This is a genomic window from Massilia sp. Masssp94, from assembly GCF_059491305.1.
The window spans coordinates 3367735-3383660 of the sequence record NZ_CP168501.1; the positions used below are offsets into that span (position 1 = coordinate 3367735).

Here is a 15926-nt window from a genome sequence, read left to right on the forward strand (position 1 = left end):
AGCTCATGCAAAATTGGGTCCCCGCCTTCGCGGGGGCGACGTTCATCGACTTAGATAGCCTTCGCCAGCTGCGCCGCCAGACCGGTGTAATTCGCCGGCGTCATGGCCAGCAGCAGGTCCTTGGCATCTTGCGGAATCGCCAGCTTGCCGATGAATTCCTGCAGCGCGTCGCGCGTGATGCCCTTGCCGCGCGTGAGTTCCTTCAGTTGCTCGTACGGGTTCTCGATGCCGTAGCGGCGCATCACGGTCTGCACCGGCTCGGCCAGCACTTCCCAGTTCGCGTCCAGGTCCTGCTCCAGGCGCGCCGGGTTCACTTCCAGCTTGTTCAGGCCGCGCAGGCAGCTGTCGTACGCGAGCAGCGCGTAGCCGAAGCCCACGCCGATGTTGCGCAGCACGGTGGAGTCGGTCAGGTCGCGCTGCATGCGCGACACCGGCAGTTTATCGGCCATGTGGCGCAGCACGGCGTTGGCCAGGCCCAGGTTGCCTTCCGAGTTCTCGAAGTCGATCGGGTTCACTTTGTGCGGCATCGTCGACGAGCCGATCTCGCCGGCCTTCAGCTTCTGCTTGAAGTAACCGAGCGACACATACGTCCAGATGTCGCGGTTCAGGTCGAGCAGGATCGTGTTCGTGCGCGAGATCGCGTCGAACAGCTCGGCCATGTAGTCGTGCGGCTCGATCTGGATCGTGTACGGGTTGAACGTCAGGCCCAGGCGCTGTTCGATGACGTTCTTCGAGAACGCCGGCCAGTCGAAGCCCGGATACGCCGAGAGGTGCGCGTTGTAGTTGCCGACGGCGCCGTTCATCTTGCCGAGGATTTCCACGTCCGCGATGCGCTTCACCGCGCGCTGCAGGCGGGCGACGACGTTGGCGAATTCCTTGCCGAGCGTGGTCGGGCTGGCGGTCTGGCCGTGCGTGCGCGACAGCATCGGCAGGTCGGCGTTCGTGTGGGCGATCTCGGTCAGCCTGGCGATGACGGCCTGCAGCGACGGCAGCAGCACGCCGTCACGCGCGGCTTTCAGCATCATGCCGTGCGACGTGTTGTTGATGTCTTCCGACGTGCATGCGAAGTGGATGAATTCGGACGCGGCGACCAGCTCCGGCACGTCCTTCACTTGTTCCTTCAGCCAGTACTCGACGGCTTTCACGTCGTGGTTCGTGACGGCCTCGATTTCCTTGATGCGGGCGGCGTCCGCGTCGGAGAAGTCGGCGGCCAGCTTGTCCAGCAGGGCGGATGCGTCGGCGGAGAACGGTTTCAGTTCGGCGAAGCCGGCCTGCGACAGCGCCTGCAGCCAGGCGATCTCCACTTTCACGCGGTGGTGCATGAAGCCGGCTTCCGACAGGATCGGACGCAGCTTGTCGGTCTTGGCGGCGTAGCGGCCGTCCAGCGGGGACAGGGCCGACAGGGTCGAGGAGGATGCGGTAGAGGTCATGGGAGGAGGGAGGCGGTGAGTGCAAAAACGAGATTCTACCATCGGCAGGCTGGGGTTGGCCGCTTTGTCAAGTCTCATTTGGCCACCGTTGCAGGCGTTTCGCCGGCGTTTGGCGGGCGATAGGCCGATGCTATACTGTCTGCCAATCCACATGACTGAGCATCTATGAAACTCATCGGTTCCTTCACCAGTGCCTACGTGCGCAAGGCGCGTGTCGTCCTGGCAGAGAAAAAGCTCGACTATCAGTTCGAGCTGGAAAACGTCTGGGCGCCGGAAACGGAGATCGCTGCGTCGAACCCGCTGGGCAAGGTGCCGTGCCTCGTGATGGAAGACGGCAGCACGATGTACGACTCGCGCGTGATCGCGGAATACCTCGATACGCTGACGCCCGTGTGCAAGCTGCTCCCGCCGAACAGCCGCGACCGCGCCAACGTCAAGGTGTGGGAAGCGCTCGCGGACGGCGTGCTGGACGCGGCCGTGCTGGCCTACCTGGAGCGCACGTGGCGCCCGGGCGAGCAGCAGAGCCAGGCCTGGTTCGACCGCCAGATGGGCAAGGTGCGCGGCGGTCTTGCCGTGATGTCCGAGAACCTCGGCGAACAGCCGTTCTGCATGGGGATCCATTACACGCTGGCCGACGTCGCCGTCGGCTGCACGCTCGGCTGGCTGTCGTTCCGCTTCCCGGACATCGACTGGCGCAGCGCGTATCCGAACCTGGCGCGCCTGTTCGACAAGCTGTCGGAACGGCCGTCGTTCAAGGACACCGTCCCGCACTGATACGATGTCCTCGTCGTCCCGGCGGTTGCAAATGGCCGACATCGCGCGCCTCGCGGGCGTGTCGACGTCGACCGTCTCGCGCGCGCTCAGCCACAGCCCCCTCGTCAACCAGGAAACGCGCGACCGCATCCTCGACCTCGCGCGTTCGCTGAACTATACGATCAACATCGGCGCGCAAAACCTGCGGCTGCAGCAGAACCGCACGGTGGCCGTCGTCATCCCGATCGACCAGTCCTCGCGCCAGCAACTGACCGACCCGTTCTTCCTGTCGATGCTGGGCGGCCTCGCGGACGCGCTCAGCGAACAGGGTTTCGACACGCTCGTTTCGCGCGTGGACGCCGACCAGGTCGACGCCGCCGCCGCCCCATTCGACGGCGGCCGCGCCATCGGCGTGATCCTGATCGGCCAGGGCCGCCACCACGCTGAACTCAACAAGATGGCCGCGCGCGGCGTGCCGTTCGTCGTCTGGGGCGCGCAGCTGCCGCAGCAGTTGTACACGACGGTCGGCGGCGACAACGTCACGGGCGGCCGCCTCGCGACGGAACGCCTGCTGGCGCAGGGCCGGCGCCGCATTGCCTTCTTCGGCGACACCAGCTTGCCCGAGGTCGAGCAGCGCCACCGCGGGTACGTCGAAGCGCTGGCCGCGCATGGCCTCTCTCCCGATCCGCAACTGCACGTGGCATCGTCGTTCCTGCCCGAGAGCGGCGGCCAGGCCGTGGCGGAACTGGCCCGGCGCGGCGTCGCGTACGATGCCCTGTTCGCCAGCAGCGACCTGCTCGCGATGAAATCCATCCACGCCATGCGCGAACAGGGCAAGGACGTGCCGGTCGACGTGGCCGTCGTCGGCTACGACGACATCGAGTTGTCCAGTTATTTCCACCCGCCGCTCACCACCGTCGCCCAGCCGCGCGACGTGGCCGCGCGCGCGCTCGTCGATGCGCTGCTCGTCCTCGTCGACGGCCGCAGCGCACCCTCCGTCCAGCTTCCCACCGAACTGATCGTCCGCGCCAGCGCCTGACCGGGCGTTGCCATTCCACCCTCGTTGCGCATTGATTTGCAAACGTTTGCAATTGCGACGATTTTTTACCTCAGAGGCGAGAGAATCCCGCATGGCTAGCCGGTTGCAGCGTTTTTGCAACGTTATTGCAATCGTTTGCATTTTTCCAAAAATAGGGAAATAATGGCCGCGTGCCTGACAAGGTGCCAACAAATCGAATACAAACGGAGGAGACATGGAAGTTCGCATGAAGCACACGGCGCGTGCCGTGGCGCTGGCTTTGCTGCACCTGGGTGCGGCGTCCGCGCAGGAAGCCGCCGCGCCGGCATCGGCTACCGATGGCCTGAAGATGGAACGCGTCGTCGTCACCGGCACGCCGATCGGTTCGAGCAAGATGAAGTCGAGCGTTTCGGTCAGCACGCTGGAAGCGGACGCCATCCAGAACCTCGCGCCGACCAGCGCCGCCGAAGTGCTGCGTTCGATCCCGGGCGTGCGCTCGGAGTCGTCGGGCGGCGAAGGCAATGCCAACATCACCGTGCGCGGCGTGCCCATCTCCGCGGGCGGCGCGCGTTACGTGCAGATGCAGGAAGACGGCCTGCCGGTGCTGCAGTTCGGCGACTTCAACTTCATCACCCCCGACAGCTACATCAAGATCGACGGCACCCTCGACCACGTGGAAGCCGTGCGCGGCGGCTCGGCCTCGACCCTGGCCACCAACTCGCCCGGCGGCATCATCAATTTCATCTCCAAGGACGGTGCGCAGCAGGGCGGCAGCATCGGCCTGTCGCGCGGCCTCGATTACGACAGCACGCGCGTCGACTTCGACTACGGCGCGCCGGTCTCGGAGCGCGACCGCTTCTTCGTCGGCGGCTTCTACCGTCGCGGCGAAGGCATCCGCAACGCGGCCGGCAAGAACGAGCGGGGCGGCCAGCTGCGCGCGAACTTCACGCACGACTTCGACGGCGGCTACGTGCGCGTCTCGCTGAAGCACCTCGACGACCAGAGCCCGACGGCGCTGCCCGTGCCGGTCCTCGTCAACAACGGCCACATCTCGGAAATCGCCGGCATCGACCCGCGCTATGCATCGTTCTATTCGCCGTACTGGGTCAAGGACGTCTCGCTCACCAAGGGCAATGGCATTGTTGCGAGCGACGTCAACGACGGCCTGTCCGTGAAGAGCAATGCGATCGGCCTGGAAGGCTCGTTCGACCTGGGCAATGGCTGGACCGTGACGAACAAGTTCCGCAAGGCGTCCAACAGCGGCCGCTTCGTGGGCGTGTTCCCGGCCGACAGCGGCACGGTGGGCAGCTATACCTTCGCGACGGGCCCCAGCGCAGGCCAGGCCTACAACGGCCGCGCCTTTAATGCCGTCGTCTTCAACACGTCGATCGACGACGCGGGCAACACGCTGAACGATGCGCGCCTGACCAAGACATTTAAAATCGACGGCGCGAAGCTGAACGTGACGGCGGGCTGGTACTCGTCGCTGCAGAAGCTGGGCCTGACGTGGAACTTCAACCAGTACCTGATGCAGGCGACCGGCGACGACCCCGCGCTGCTGAAGACCGCGAGCGCGACACCGGGCTACGTGGGGCCGGCATTCGGTGGCTGCTGCTCGCGCGCCGTCGACGTCGAATACCGCACCAACTCGCCGTACGCGAACTTCGGCTGGGAGCAGGGCACCGTGAACGTGGACGCCAGCGTGCGCCGCGACCGCCAGCACGCCGGGGGCAGTGCCAACATCGCCACCAATGCGGCGGCGTACCAGCCGGGCACCGTGCAGCACGTCGACTACGACATCGGCCACACGTCGTATTCGGTGGGCGGCAACTGGAGAATCACGCCGTCGCTGGCACTGTTCGCCCGCACGAGCGAAGGCGTGGCGTTCAACGCCGACCGCATCCTGTTCGGCACCCCGCTGGACGGCAGCGCGCCGATCAGCATCAACACGGTGAAACAGCTGGAAGGCGGCGTGAAATGGCGCAGTGGCGGCCTGTCCACGTTCCTGACGCTGTTCCATGCCAAGACCCGCGAGAGCAACTACGAAGCGACGACGCAGCTGTCGACCGCGAACAGCTACGACGCGAAAGGCGCCGAACTGGAAGCGGCCTATCGCGTGGGCGACTTCCGCGTCAACGGCGGCCTCACCTTGACCAATGCGAAGATCACCGCGACGGCACCGGGCGGCGAAGCCACGATCGGCCACACGCCGCGCCGCCAGGCACACGCCGTGTACCAGCTCACGCCGAGCTACGACCTGGGCGCGGCCAACTTCGGCCTGGCCGTCGTCGGCACCGGTAAAAGCTGGGGCGACGATGCGAACACGCTCGTCCTGCCCGGCTACACGGTCGTGCATGCGTTCCTGAATTACCAGCTGACGCCGAAGGTGCAGCTGTCCCTGAACGCCAACAACCTGTTCAACCGCATCGGCTACACCGAGATCGAAGGCGACGGCCATGCTGCCCGCTCGATCACGGGGCGCGCCGTGAAGGCCAGCGTCAAGTACGCGTTTTAAGGATCCATGAGCACGATGTCCCATTCCCTGCGCCGCCTGCTCGACGGGTTGCCGCCGGCTCGCCACGCCGACGCGCAGCGTCGTTTCGCGAGTCACGAGGCCGTGCTGGCCGACCGCCTGCAACGCCTGTACGGCCACCTGCCCGGCCACGCCGGCTGGTTCGACAACCTGATGGCCGGGGTCGGGCGCCTGATGGCCGCGCGCCCGGCCGCGCTGCAGGCGCTCGACGCCGCCCGCGAAGACGACCCGCGCTGGTTCTGCGCGCCGACGATGCTCGGCTACAGCGCGTACGTCGACCAGTTCGGCGGCAACCTGCGCGGCGTGAAGGAACGCATCCCGCACCTGCGCGACCTCGGCGTCACGTACCTGCACCTGCTGCCGTTCCTGCGTCCGCGCGCGGGCGAGAGCGACGGCGGGTTTGCCGTCGCGAGCTTCGACGAGGTCGACCCGCGCTTCGGCACGATGGCCGACCTGGAAGACCTGACGGCGGCGCTGCGCGAAGCGGGCATCAGCCTGTGCTCGGACCTGATCCTGAACCACGTGGCCGACGACCATCCGTGGGCGCTGGGCGCGCTCACCGGCGACACCGCCATGCGCGCCTTCTTCCACGTGCTGGACGAAGACAGGGCGCAGGCGTATGAACGTACGCTGGGCCAGGTGTTCCCGCAGGCGGCGCCCGGCAATTTCACGCATGTCCCGGCGCTGGGCGGCTGGGTGTGGACCACGTTCTACCCGTTCCAGTGGGACCTGAACTACGCCAACCCGGCCGTGTTCGAAGCGGTCGCGGCGGCGCTGCTGCGCCTCGCGAACCGCGGCATCGACGTGTTCCGTCTCGACTCCACCGCGTTCCTGTGGAAGCGCCTCGGCACGGACTGCATGAACCAGCCGGAAGCGCACCTGCTGCTGCAGGCGTTGCGCGCCATCGTCGACATCGCCGCACCGGGCGTGCTGCTGAAGGCCGAGGCGATCGTGCCCACGCGCGAACTGCCCGCGTACTTCGGCGACGCCGCAGCACCCGAATGCCACCTCGCGTACCACAGCACCCTCATGACGGCCGGCTGGGCCGCGCTGGCCGAGGAAGACGCGGGCCTCGTGCGCGCGGTCGCCGCCGCCACGCCGCCGCTGCCATCCGGCGCGAGCTGGCTGACCTATGTGCGCTGCCACGACGACATCGGCTGGAAGCACCTGCTGGCCGAAGCGGGCAGTCTCGACCGCCTGGCCGAAGTCGCGCGTTTTTATAACGACGAGGTGAGCTATGCCGCAGGCGTCGGCTTCCAGGGCGGCCTCGCGACCAACGGCACGGCCGCGGCGCTCTCCGGCGCGGACGGATCCGAGGAAGGCTTGCGGCGCCTGCTGCTCGTGCACGGCCTCGCGCTGTGCTTCGGCGGCCTGCCCGTGCTGTACATGGGCGACGAGCTGGCCATGGCCAACGACGACAGCTACCTCGCCGATCCGGCAAAGGCGCACGACAGCCGCTGGATCCAGCGCGCGCCGTTCGACGAAGCGCGTCACGCGGCGCGTGACGACATCACGACGCCGGCCGGCCGCGCGTACGCGGGCCTGCGCCGGCTGATCCGGCAGCGCCGCGCGACGCCGGACCTCGCGGCCGGGACGCCGTGCACGGTGCTGCCCGCCGGCGATCCGGCCCTGCTGGCGCTGGCACGCGGCGAGCGCTTCCTGGGTCTCTTCAACTTTTCCGGCCGCGCGTTGACCGTCGACCTGGCCGCATACGGCCGCGCCGGCGCGGTGACGCTGGCGCCGTGGGATCAGGTGTGGCTATGATGACGCAACGTGTAAATGGAACCGTCGCCGTGTTCGGCGAAGCGCTGGTGGACGACTTCGGCGACCGCCAGGTGATCGGCGGCGCGCCGTTCAATGTCGCGCGCCACCTGGCCGCGCTGGGACAGGACGCCCTGATGCTCACCCGAGTGGGCCTGGACGAGAACGGCGCCCGCATGCGCGCGGCGTTCGAGCGCTTCGGCCTGCCGATGGCCGGGCTGCAGGTGGATGCGGCCTTGCCGACGGGCCGGGTGAGTGTGGAACGCCACAGCGACGGGGGCCACCGCTTCACGATCCTGCCGCACCAGGCTTATGATGCCATCGAGGCGGAGCCCGCGGTGACGGCCATGACGGCCGCCGCGCCCGCGACGCTGTATTTCGGCACGCTGGCCCAGCGCGAGCCGGCATCGCGCGATACGCTGGCGCGGCTCTTGGGCGCGACCGATGCCTGCCGCTACCTGGACCTGAACGTGCGGGAAGGGCAGGTGACGGAGCGGTGCGTGTTCGCGTCGCTGCACGCGGCCGACATCGTCAAGGTCAACGAAGAGGAGTTGCAGGATTTGTTCGGCTGGTACACCCACATGCGGCTCCCGACTGACGACATGGCATGCGCCGACGTGCGCCACGCGTGCGCGACCTTGCTGCGCGTGTTCAACCTGACGGGCCTGATCGTGACGCTGGGGCCGCGCGGTGCCGTGCATTTCGGTGCCGATGGCGCTTATCACTCAACCCCGACGCCGGGAGTACCCGTGCAGCTGGCCGATACGGTCGGCGCGGGCGACGCCTTCTCCGCCGTGTTCCTGCTGGGCCGCGCGCGCGGCTGGGCGCTTGATGCCACGCTTGCCCGCGCCAACGAATTCGCCGGCGCCGTGTGCGGCATCGTCGGCGCCGTCCCGGACGATCATGCGTTCTACCGTCCATTCATCGACCGCTGGGAGCCATGATGGCCAAGCCGCGCATGACGTTCTGGCAGATCGTCAACATGAACATCGGATTCTTCGGCATCCAGTTCAGCTTCGGGCTGCAGCAGAGCAGCATGAGCCCCATCTACAAATATCTCGGCGCCGACGAGGCGAGCCTGCCGTACCTGTGGCTCGCGGGTCCCGTCACGGGCCTGCTCGTGCAGCCGCTGATCGGCGCGATGAGCGACCGCACCGTCAGCCGCTGGGGACGACGTACGCCATACTTCCTGATCGGCGCGATCCTGTGCAGCCTCGGCCTGCTGGCAATGCCGTACAGCCCGACGTTGTGGATGGCCGCGAGCCTGCTGTGGATCCTCGACTCCGCGAACAACGTGACGATGGAACCGTACCGCGCGTTCGTCAGCGACAAGCTGCCCGCGAGCCAGCACTCGCTCGGCTTCCTCACGCAGAGCGCGTTTACGGGCCTGGGCCAGACGCTGGCCTACCTGACGCCGTCGCTGCTCGTGTGGATCGGGATGGACAAGGATGCCGTCAACGGTAGCCATATCCCGCAGGTCGTCGTCGCGGCATTCCTGATCGGCGCCGTGTGCTCGCTCGTGTCCGTGCTGTGGTCCGTGAAGACGACGCCGGAAGACCCGCTGCCGCCGCACGCGCTGGCGGCGCTGCGCGCCACGCCCGGCGGCTGGACGCATACGCTGGCGGAGATCGGCGCCGCCGTGCGCGACATGCCGGTGACGATGAAGCAGTTGGCCCTCGTGAAGCTCTTCCAGTGGTACGCGATGTTCTGCTACTGGCAATTCATCACGCTGTCGCTGGCGCGCACCCTGTTCGGCACGAGCGACGCGGCCTCGCCGGGCTTTCGCGACGCGGGCCTCCTCAACGGCCAGATCGGCGCGTTCTACAACTTCATCGCGTTCCTCGCCGCGTTCGCGCTGGTGCCGTTCGCGCGGCGTCACGGGCCGCACGTCGTGCACGCCGTGTGCCTGCTGCTGGCCGGCGCCGGCATGCTCGCGATCCCCCACATCCACACGCCGGTGCTGCTGCTCGTGCCGATGGTCGGCATCGGCCTCGCGTGGGCCAGCATCATGGGCAATCCGTACGTGATCCTCGCGTCCAGCCTGCCGCCGGAACGCACGGGGGTCTACATGGGCATCTTCAACATGTTCATCGTGATCCCGATGATCATCCAGATCTTCACCCTGCCGCTGTACTACCACAGCTGGCTGGGCGGGAACCCGGAAAACGTGATCCGCCTGGCCGGCGCGCTGCTCGTTTGCGCCGCTTTCGCGATGCGCCTGGTGCGCTACAATGCCCCGGGTACGATCGAACGGACGGAGATGGCGTATGCTGAAGTGGAACGGGATGGCGGTGGTGTTCGGCGAGGTGCACGTTGAGGAAGGCGCGGGCGCCCCGGTCGTCGGCGGCGCCCCGTTCAACGTGGCGCGCCACCTGGCCGCCTTCATGGCACCGCCCCTCCTGATCACCCGCATCGGCGACGACCGCAACGGCGCCGCCGTCCGCGCCGAGTTCGAACGCTTCGTGATCCCGGAAACGGGCCTGCAGATCGACACGATGGAAGAAACGGGCCGCGCCGTCGTCGAGCGCCAGGGCACCAGTCATCGTCTCACTTTGCTGCCGCGCCAGGCCTACGATTTCATCGACCCCGACTCCGCCGCAGCGAGTGTTTCCGGCGAGGTGGGAAGCAATGAGTACGACACCGTGTATTTCGGCACGCTGGCCCAGCGCGAAGAACGCTCGCGCCTCGCGCTGGCGGCCGTGCTGGACGCGACGCCGGCGGCCAAGCGCTTCCTCGACCTCAACCTGCGCACGGGCCACGCGACCGAACCGATCGTCACGAAGGCGCTGACGGCGGCCGACATCGTCAAGGTCAACGAGGAGGAATTGCAGGCGCTGTTCCAGTGGTATTTCCAGATCGGCCCGAACGACGAGGCGCTGTCGACGGAAGAGGTGCACGCGGCCTGCCGCGCGCTGATGGACCGCTTTTCGCTGGAAGCACTGATCGTGACCCTGGGCCACCGCGGTTCCGTGTACTTCGGCGCGGACGGCAGCTACGTCGCCACCCGCGACAACCCGGTGCCGCCGTTCGTGATCGACACGACGGGCGCGGGCGACGCCTTCGCCGCCATCTTCATGCTGGGCCGCGCGCGCGGCTGGCCGCTGGAGCTCATACTGGCGCGCGCCAACGAATTCGCCGGCGCGATCTGTGCGGTCAGCGGCGCGGTGCCCAATGACATCGGCTTCTACGACAAGTGGGTCGCACGCTGGCGCGAGGCATCTTAAAAAGGAACCTCGAGAAACCGTCGCGAGCGGAAGCAATGTTGGCCGAGAAGCGCAGCCGTACTTACGGTACGGCGAGCATCGGAGGCCAACAGTGCGACGCGCAGCAGGTTTATCGACGTTCCTTATTCGCCCATCTGCGATTGCAGGTAATTCTGGATGCCGACCTTGACGATGAGGTCGAGCTGCGTCTCCAGCCACTCGATGTGTTCCTCGGTGTCCTCGAGAATCTCCAGCAGCAGGTCGCGCGACACGTAGTCGTGCGCCACCTCGGCGGCGGCGATGCCCTCCTTGACCGTGACCTGGGCCGCGCGTTCCAGCTTCAGGTCGCATTCCAGCATCTCCTGTACCGATTCGCCGATCAGCAGCTTGTGCAGCGCCTGCAGGTTCGGCAGGCCGTCCAGCATCAGGATGCGGTCGATCAGGCGGTCGGCGTGTTTCATTTCGCCGATCGACTCGTCGTATTCCTTCTTGCCCAGTTTCGCGAAGCCCCAGTGCCTGTACATGCGTGCATGCAGGAAATACTGGTTGACTGCGGTGAGCTCGTTGGTCAGCTGTGCGTTGAGCAGCCGGATGATGTTGGGATCGCCCTTCATGGATTGCCTTTTCGTGCGGTTGTCGTCATAGCATCATAGCAAACCACGAGGCAGGCGGGCAGGGGCATATGGTGGAGGAGGGTCATATCGCCGCCAGCGCCAGGCCGCCGGCCGCCAGCAGCGACATAGCCCCGATCACGATGCCGACGGTGCGCCGCCGGTTGGTGAGCGACCACAGCACGACGCCGGACAGCGACAGCAGGATGATGGAGCCGGCAAGCGTGTCCACGAGCAGGATCCACGCGGCACTCATGCCCACGCCCTTGTGCAGGTTGACCAAGGTGCCGAAGACATTATTCTCGGCACGCTTGACGGTGACATAGCTGTTGCCGACCCAATATTCGGCTTGGACATTGCCCGACGGTGAAGTAAAACTGGCGCTCCAGCGCGCGGGTTGGATCAGCGACTTCTCGCCCCACGCGACGGGCCGCGCGGCCTCGGCTTTTACGCGCCCGGGTTCCGGCTCCAGCCGCAGCGAGCGCTTGAGCCAGGTCGCCAGCGCCTGTGGACTGCCGGGTGCCGGACTCGGCAAGGGAACCTGGACCGTGGACTCCTGCGCCTGGACGGCAGGAATTTTCATGACGGCACGGTGGTTGAGGAGGATGCCGGTGCTGCCGAACAGCAAGCCGAGCACGGCGCCCCAGAGACCGATCCAGCCATGCGTCTTGCGCAGCCATTTGACGATGACGGCGCGGCGCGTGGGCTGCGGAGGCGGCTGGACCGTAAAGGGCGCTTTCGGTGGGCGGAACGGGATTACGGGCATGGGAGTGAAATCCGGATGCGTCGGAAGTCACATATTACCAAGACCGGGTCGTGCATGGTCGGGTGCACGTACCGATTTTGCATAGCAATATCGGGCACCGCGGCGGCCTGCGCGGGAAGGTGTGTGGATCAGGCCACGATGCCGTCAGCCGGCGCGCGGCGCAGCTCGGTGACGACGGTCTTGCTTTCCAGGTGCTCGTGCATCACTTCGCGGGCATAGCTGACGCATTTGCCGCAGCAGGTGCCGACGCCCAGTTCCTTGTACAGGTCGGCCATCGACGTGAGGCCGAGGTCGACCGCCTGGCGGATTTCGCGGTCGGAGATGTTATTGCAGACACAGACGATCATGGGACGGTTCCGGTGGTGGATGCATCACAGGCCGTTGTTACTTGGTCTATAATGCGAATCATTCTCATTACCCTTCGTATTCTGCTCAAGTTGGATCGCGAATGCAAGCGTTTTTGTTGCGTTGTTGCGTTAAATGAAGGCTGAGAGAGCGGAAGTAGACAAACCGCAAATAGAAATAATTCGCATTTAGGTTTATGATGTACCCAACCGTAAAAGCATCGCCCCTTACTCCGGAAGCGACACCATGACTCTTGCTCCTACCCTGACCACGCTCGACAGCCTCAAGGCCGGCCAGAGCGGCACCGTGATCCATCTCGCGCCGAACGCGATCGGCAGCCGCGACGGCGGCATCGACGTGTCGCGCCGCCTGATGGAGCTGGGTTTCGTGCCGGGCGAGCGCATCCGCATGCTCAAGCGCGGCCTGCCCGGCGGTCCGCTGGCGGTCAAGGTCGGCCAGTCGACGTTTGCCCTGCGCCGCTTCGAGGCAGCGCTGGTCTCGATCCAGCCGGAGTAATGGAACCGACATGGGAGCAGTAGATCAGCAGGTCCAGGCGGCCGCAAAAACGCCGCTCATTGCCCTGCTGGGTAATCCGAACTGTGGCAAGACCGCCCTGTTCAACCGCCTGACCGGCGCGCGCCAGAAGGTCGCGAACTACGCCGGCGTCACCATCGAACGCAAGGAAGGCAGCTTCACGCTGCCGGGCGGCCGCGCATTGCGCGTGCTCGACCTGCCGGGCGCCTACAGCCTGAACGCCCACACGCCCGACGAAGCGATCACGCGCGACGTCGTCGCCGGCCTGCGCGCCGGCGAACAGACGCCGGACGCCGTCGTCTGCGTCGTCAACGCGACGAATCTGCGCCTGAACCTGCGCCTCGTCCTCGAGATCAAGCGCCTCGGCCTGCCGATGGTGCTGGCGCTGAACATGGTCGACGTGGCGAAGAAGCGCGGCATCGAGATCGACACGGCGCGCCTGTCGAAGGAGCTGGGCATGCCCGTCATCGAGACCGTGGCCATCCAGGCCGGCGGCGAGAAGGGCCTGCTGGCGGCGCTGGAAGCCATGCCGCTCGAGCTGCACGTCAAACCGAATCCGCTGTCCGCCATCGACGCCGTCCCGGTCGAGGAGACCCAGCGCGAGGTGCGCCGCATCATCGACGCGACGGTCAGCTTCGACAACGACAAGGGTAACCTGAGCGAGCAGATCGACCACGTCGTGCTGCACCCGGTGATCGGCCCGGTCATCCTCGCGGCCACGATGTTCCTGATTTTCCAGGCCGTGTTCAGCTGGGCCGCCGTGCCGATGGACCTGATCAAGAACGGCGTCGACGCCATCGGCCAGTGGGTCGGCGGTGCCATGGCCGATGGCCCGCTGCGCAGCCTGATCGTCGAGGGTATCCTGGGCGGCGTCGGCAGCGTGCTCGTGTTCCTGCCGCAGATTTTGATCCTGTTCCTGTTCATCCTCGTGCTGGAGGATTGCGGCTACCTGCCGCGCGCCGCGTTCCTGCTCGACCGCATGATGGGCGGCGTCGGCCTCTCGGGCCGCGCGTTCATCCCGCTGCTGTCGTCGTTCGCCTGCGCGATTCCCGGCGTGATGGCCGCGCGCACGATCCAGAATCCGCGCGACCGCCTCGTCACGATCATGATCGCGCCGTTGATGACGTGTTCCGCGCGCCTGCCCGTGTATGCGCTCGTGATTGCCGCGTTCATCCCGAACCGCGAACTGGCCGGCGGCATCAACCTGCAGGGCATGGTGCTGTTCCTGCTGTACGCGGCCGGCATCATCAGCGCGATGGCCGTCGCCTGGGTGTTCAAGCGCACGATGGGCGCCAAGGGCCACCAGCCGCTGATGCTGGAACTGCCCGCCTACCACTGGCCGCACCTGAACAACCTGGCGCTGGGCCTGTGGGAACGCGCGCGCATCTTCATCACCCGCGTCGGCACCGTGATCCTCACCCTGATGGTGCTCGTCTGGTTCCTGTCCAGCTTCCCGGGCGCACCGGAAGGCGCGACGCATCCGCCGATCTATTACAGCATCGCGGGCATGCTGGGCCGCGCATTGGCCGTCGTGTTCGAACCGATCGGCTTCGGCTGGCAGATCTGCATCGCGCTCGTGCCCGGCATGGCCGCGCGCGAAGTGGCCGTCGGTGCGCTGGGCACGGTGTACGCGCTGTCGGGCGGCGGCGAGGACGTGGCCAGCTCGCTGACGCCGATCATCGCCGCGTCGTGGGGACTGCCGACCGCGCTGTCGCTGCTCGCGTGGTACGTGTTCGCGCCGCAGTGCCTGTCGACCCTGTCCGTCGTGCGCCGCGAAACGGGCAGCGTGCGTTACGCATTCCTGATGGCCGGCTACATGTTCGCGCTCGCGTACACGGCCTCGTTCCTGACCTTCCACATCGCACGGGCCGTGCTGGGGAGCTGATCATGATCCAGTACCTGGTCGTCGCAGTCATCGTCGCCGTCGCCGCGCTGTATGCGGCGGTCAAGTATCTGCCCAAGGCGTGGCGCGAAAAGCTCGTCTACAAGCTGTCGGGCGGCACCGGCAAGGGCCGTTTCGTGAAGTGGCTCGGCACGGATTCGAGCTGCGGCAGCGGGTGCGATACGTGCGGCACGTGCGAGACCGAGCCGCTGCCCGAGAAGGATGCGAAGGGCCGCAAGGTCATCCAGGTGCACGTCCAGCGCTAATGTGACCCCAACATGTCGATCAGGCGTTTCGCATCGAACGGCGCCCTAACCTTGATGTCGTTGTCGAAGTAGCAGTACACATCCCCATCCTCCGCCCAGGCGCGGATGCGCGCGGCCCAGCGTTCCAGCGATTCGTCCTCGTACCCGCTCGCATACAGCTCGTGCTCGCCGTGCAGGCGGATGTAGACGAAGTCCGCCGTCACTTCATCCACTTCCAGCCATTTGCCGGCCGTATCGGCCACCACCAGCGCCACGTTGTACTTGCGCAGCAGCGCGAGGAAGGCCGGGTCGCGGAAGCTCTCGTGCCGCACTTCGACGGCATGGCGCAGCGGGCGCACGGCGTCGATGTCGAGCAGCGCGCGGCCCGCGAGCTTCTCGTCGTGGCCGCACGCGATGGCGAGGGCGTGCTCGGTGTCGTGCGGGAGCAGGGAGAGGAAATGCTCGACCTTGTCGGCAGCGAAGCGCAGCTGCGGCGGGAACTGCCACAGAAAGGGCCCGAGTTTTTCGCGCAGCGCGAACACGCCGGACGCGAGCACGTTGGCGAGCGGCGTCTCGATGCCGCGCAGCTTGAGCATGTGGGTGAGGAAGCGGTTGCCCTTCACGGCGAAGATGAAACCGGGCGGGGTCGCGTCGTACCACGCCGCGTAGCTGGATGGGCGCTGCAGCGAGTAGAACGAGCCGTTAATCTCGATGGTGGGCAGGAAGCGCGACGCATATTCCAGCTCGCGCGCCTGCGCGAGGCCGGGCGGATAAAACACCCCGCGCCATGGTTCGTAACGCCAGCCCGAGATGCCGATGTAGATTGCGCCCATGCCCCCAGTCTA

At 66.6% G+C, this 15926-nt stretch carries 15 protein-coding genes; 10 read left to right on the top strand and 5 right to left on the bottom strand.

What is annotated here, in order from left to right; all coding sequences use genetic code 11:
• Positions 1-50: 50 nt before the first annotated feature.
• Complete coding sequence (gene purB, locus ACEN9G_RS14945) at positions 51-1430, bottom strand: adenylosuccinate lyase (protein WP_413340650.1); 1380 nt, start codon at positions 1428-1430, stop codon at positions 51-53.
• A gap of 165 nt (positions 1431-1595) precedes the next feature.
• Here purB and ACEN9G_RS14950 point away from each other — a divergent pair, with 165 nt between their 5' ends.
• The 7 genes from ACEN9G_RS14950 (at position 1596) to ACEN9G_RS14980 (ending at position 10719) form a co-directional block, all read left to right on the top strand.
• On the top strand, positions 1596-2204 hold the full coding sequence (locus ACEN9G_RS14950; RefSeq protein WP_413340648.1) for a glutathione S-transferase family protein: 609 nt from the start codon (positions 1596-1598) through the stop codon (positions 2202-2204).
• A 31-nt stretch (positions 2205-2235) separates the two neighbouring features.
• Positions 2236-3222, top strand: coding sequence for a LacI family DNA-binding transcriptional regulator (locus ACEN9G_RS14955; protein ID WP_483126730.1), 987 nt, complete (start codon positions 2236-2238; stop codon positions 3220-3222).
• A 214-nt stretch (positions 3223-3436) separates the two neighbouring features.
• Positions 3437-5716, top strand: coding sequence for a TonB-dependent receptor (locus ACEN9G_RS14960; RefSeq protein WP_413340645.1), 2280 nt, complete (start codon positions 3437-3439; stop codon positions 5714-5716).
• A gap of 15 nt (positions 5717-5731) precedes the next feature.
• A complete protein-coding gene (locus ACEN9G_RS14965) occupies positions 5732-7498 on the top strand; it encodes an alpha-amylase family glycosyl hydrolase (RefSeq protein WP_483126731.1) in 1767 nt (588 codons plus the stop codon).
• Positions 7495-8439: a PfkB family carbohydrate kinase gene (locus ACEN9G_RS14970; protein WP_483126732.1), complete on the top strand. Its 945-nt coding sequence runs from the start codon at positions 7495-7497 to the stop codon at positions 8437-8439. Before ACEN9G_RS14965 ends, ACEN9G_RS14970 begins: the two co-directional genes overlap by 4 nt.
• Positions 8436-9812: an MFS transporter gene (locus ACEN9G_RS14975; protein WP_483126733.1), complete on the top strand. Its 1377-nt coding sequence runs from the start codon at positions 8436-8438 to the stop codon at positions 9810-9812. The genes ACEN9G_RS14970 and ACEN9G_RS14975 overlap by 4 nt, the downstream gene beginning before the upstream one ends.
• On the top strand, positions 9763-10719 hold the full coding sequence (locus ACEN9G_RS14980) for a PfkB family carbohydrate kinase (RefSeq protein ID WP_413340697.1): 957 nt from the start codon (positions 9763-9765) through the stop codon (positions 10717-10719). Before ACEN9G_RS14975 ends, ACEN9G_RS14980 begins: the two co-directional genes overlap by 50 nt.
• 122 nt (positions 10720-10841) lie before the next feature.
• On the opposite strand, the gene bfr is transcribed toward ACEN9G_RS14980, so the two are convergent.
• The 3 genes from bfr to ACEN9G_RS14995 all read right to left on the bottom strand — a co-directional run bounded on the left by bfr (position 10842) and on the right by ACEN9G_RS14995 (position 12422).
• Complete coding sequence (bfr, locus tag ACEN9G_RS14985; RefSeq protein WP_413340699.1) at positions 10842-11312, bottom strand: bacterioferritin; 471 nt, start codon at positions 11310-11312, stop codon at positions 10842-10844.
• Between the two features lie 82 nt (positions 11313-11394).
• The gene (locus tag ACEN9G_RS14990; protein ID WP_413340700.1) at positions 11395-12075 is read right to left on the bottom strand and encodes a PepSY-associated TM helix domain-containing protein; all 681 of its coding nucleotides are present in this window, start codon (positions 12073-12075) and stop codon (positions 11395-11397) included.
• Positions 12076-12203: 128 nt separating this feature from the next.
• Positions 12204-12422, bottom strand: coding sequence for a (2Fe-2S)-binding protein (locus tag ACEN9G_RS14995; protein ID WP_036234554.1), 219 nt, complete (start codon positions 12420-12422; stop codon positions 12204-12206).
• A 244-nt stretch (positions 12423-12666) separates the two neighbouring features.
• Here ACEN9G_RS14995 and ACEN9G_RS15000 point away from each other — a divergent pair, with 244 nt between their 5' ends.
• From ACEN9G_RS15000 to ACEN9G_RS15010, 3 genes are read left to right on the top strand one after another with little or no spacing between them, the layout of a single operon-like run.
• Positions 12667-12936 carry a FeoA family protein gene (locus tag ACEN9G_RS15000; RefSeq protein ID WP_413340702.1) on the top strand — a complete coding sequence of 90 codons (270 nt, stop codon included), beginning with the start codon at positions 12667-12669 and terminating at the stop codon, positions 12934-12936.
• A 10-nt stretch (positions 12937-12946) separates the two neighbouring features.
• Positions 12947-14839 carry a ferrous iron transporter B gene (gene feoB / locus ACEN9G_RS15005; protein WP_413340704.1) on the top strand — a complete coding sequence of 631 codons (1893 nt, stop codon included), beginning with the start codon at positions 12947-12949 and terminating at the stop codon, positions 14837-14839.
• A gap of 2 nt (positions 14840-14841) precedes the next feature.
• A complete protein-coding gene (locus tag ACEN9G_RS15010) occupies positions 14842-15102 on the top strand; it encodes a DUF6587 family protein (RefSeq protein WP_413340705.1) in 261 nt (86 codons plus the stop codon).
• Here ACEN9G_RS15010 and ACEN9G_RS15015 read toward each other — a convergent pair.
• Positions 15099-15914 carry a DUF72 domain-containing protein gene (locus tag ACEN9G_RS15015; protein ID WP_413340707.1) on the bottom strand — a complete coding sequence of 272 codons (816 nt, stop codon included), beginning with the start codon at positions 15912-15914 and terminating at the stop codon, positions 15099-15101. The two genes, ACEN9G_RS15010 and ACEN9G_RS15015, sit on opposite strands and share 4 nt — an antisense overlap.
• Positions 15915-15926 lie beyond the last annotated feature (12 nt).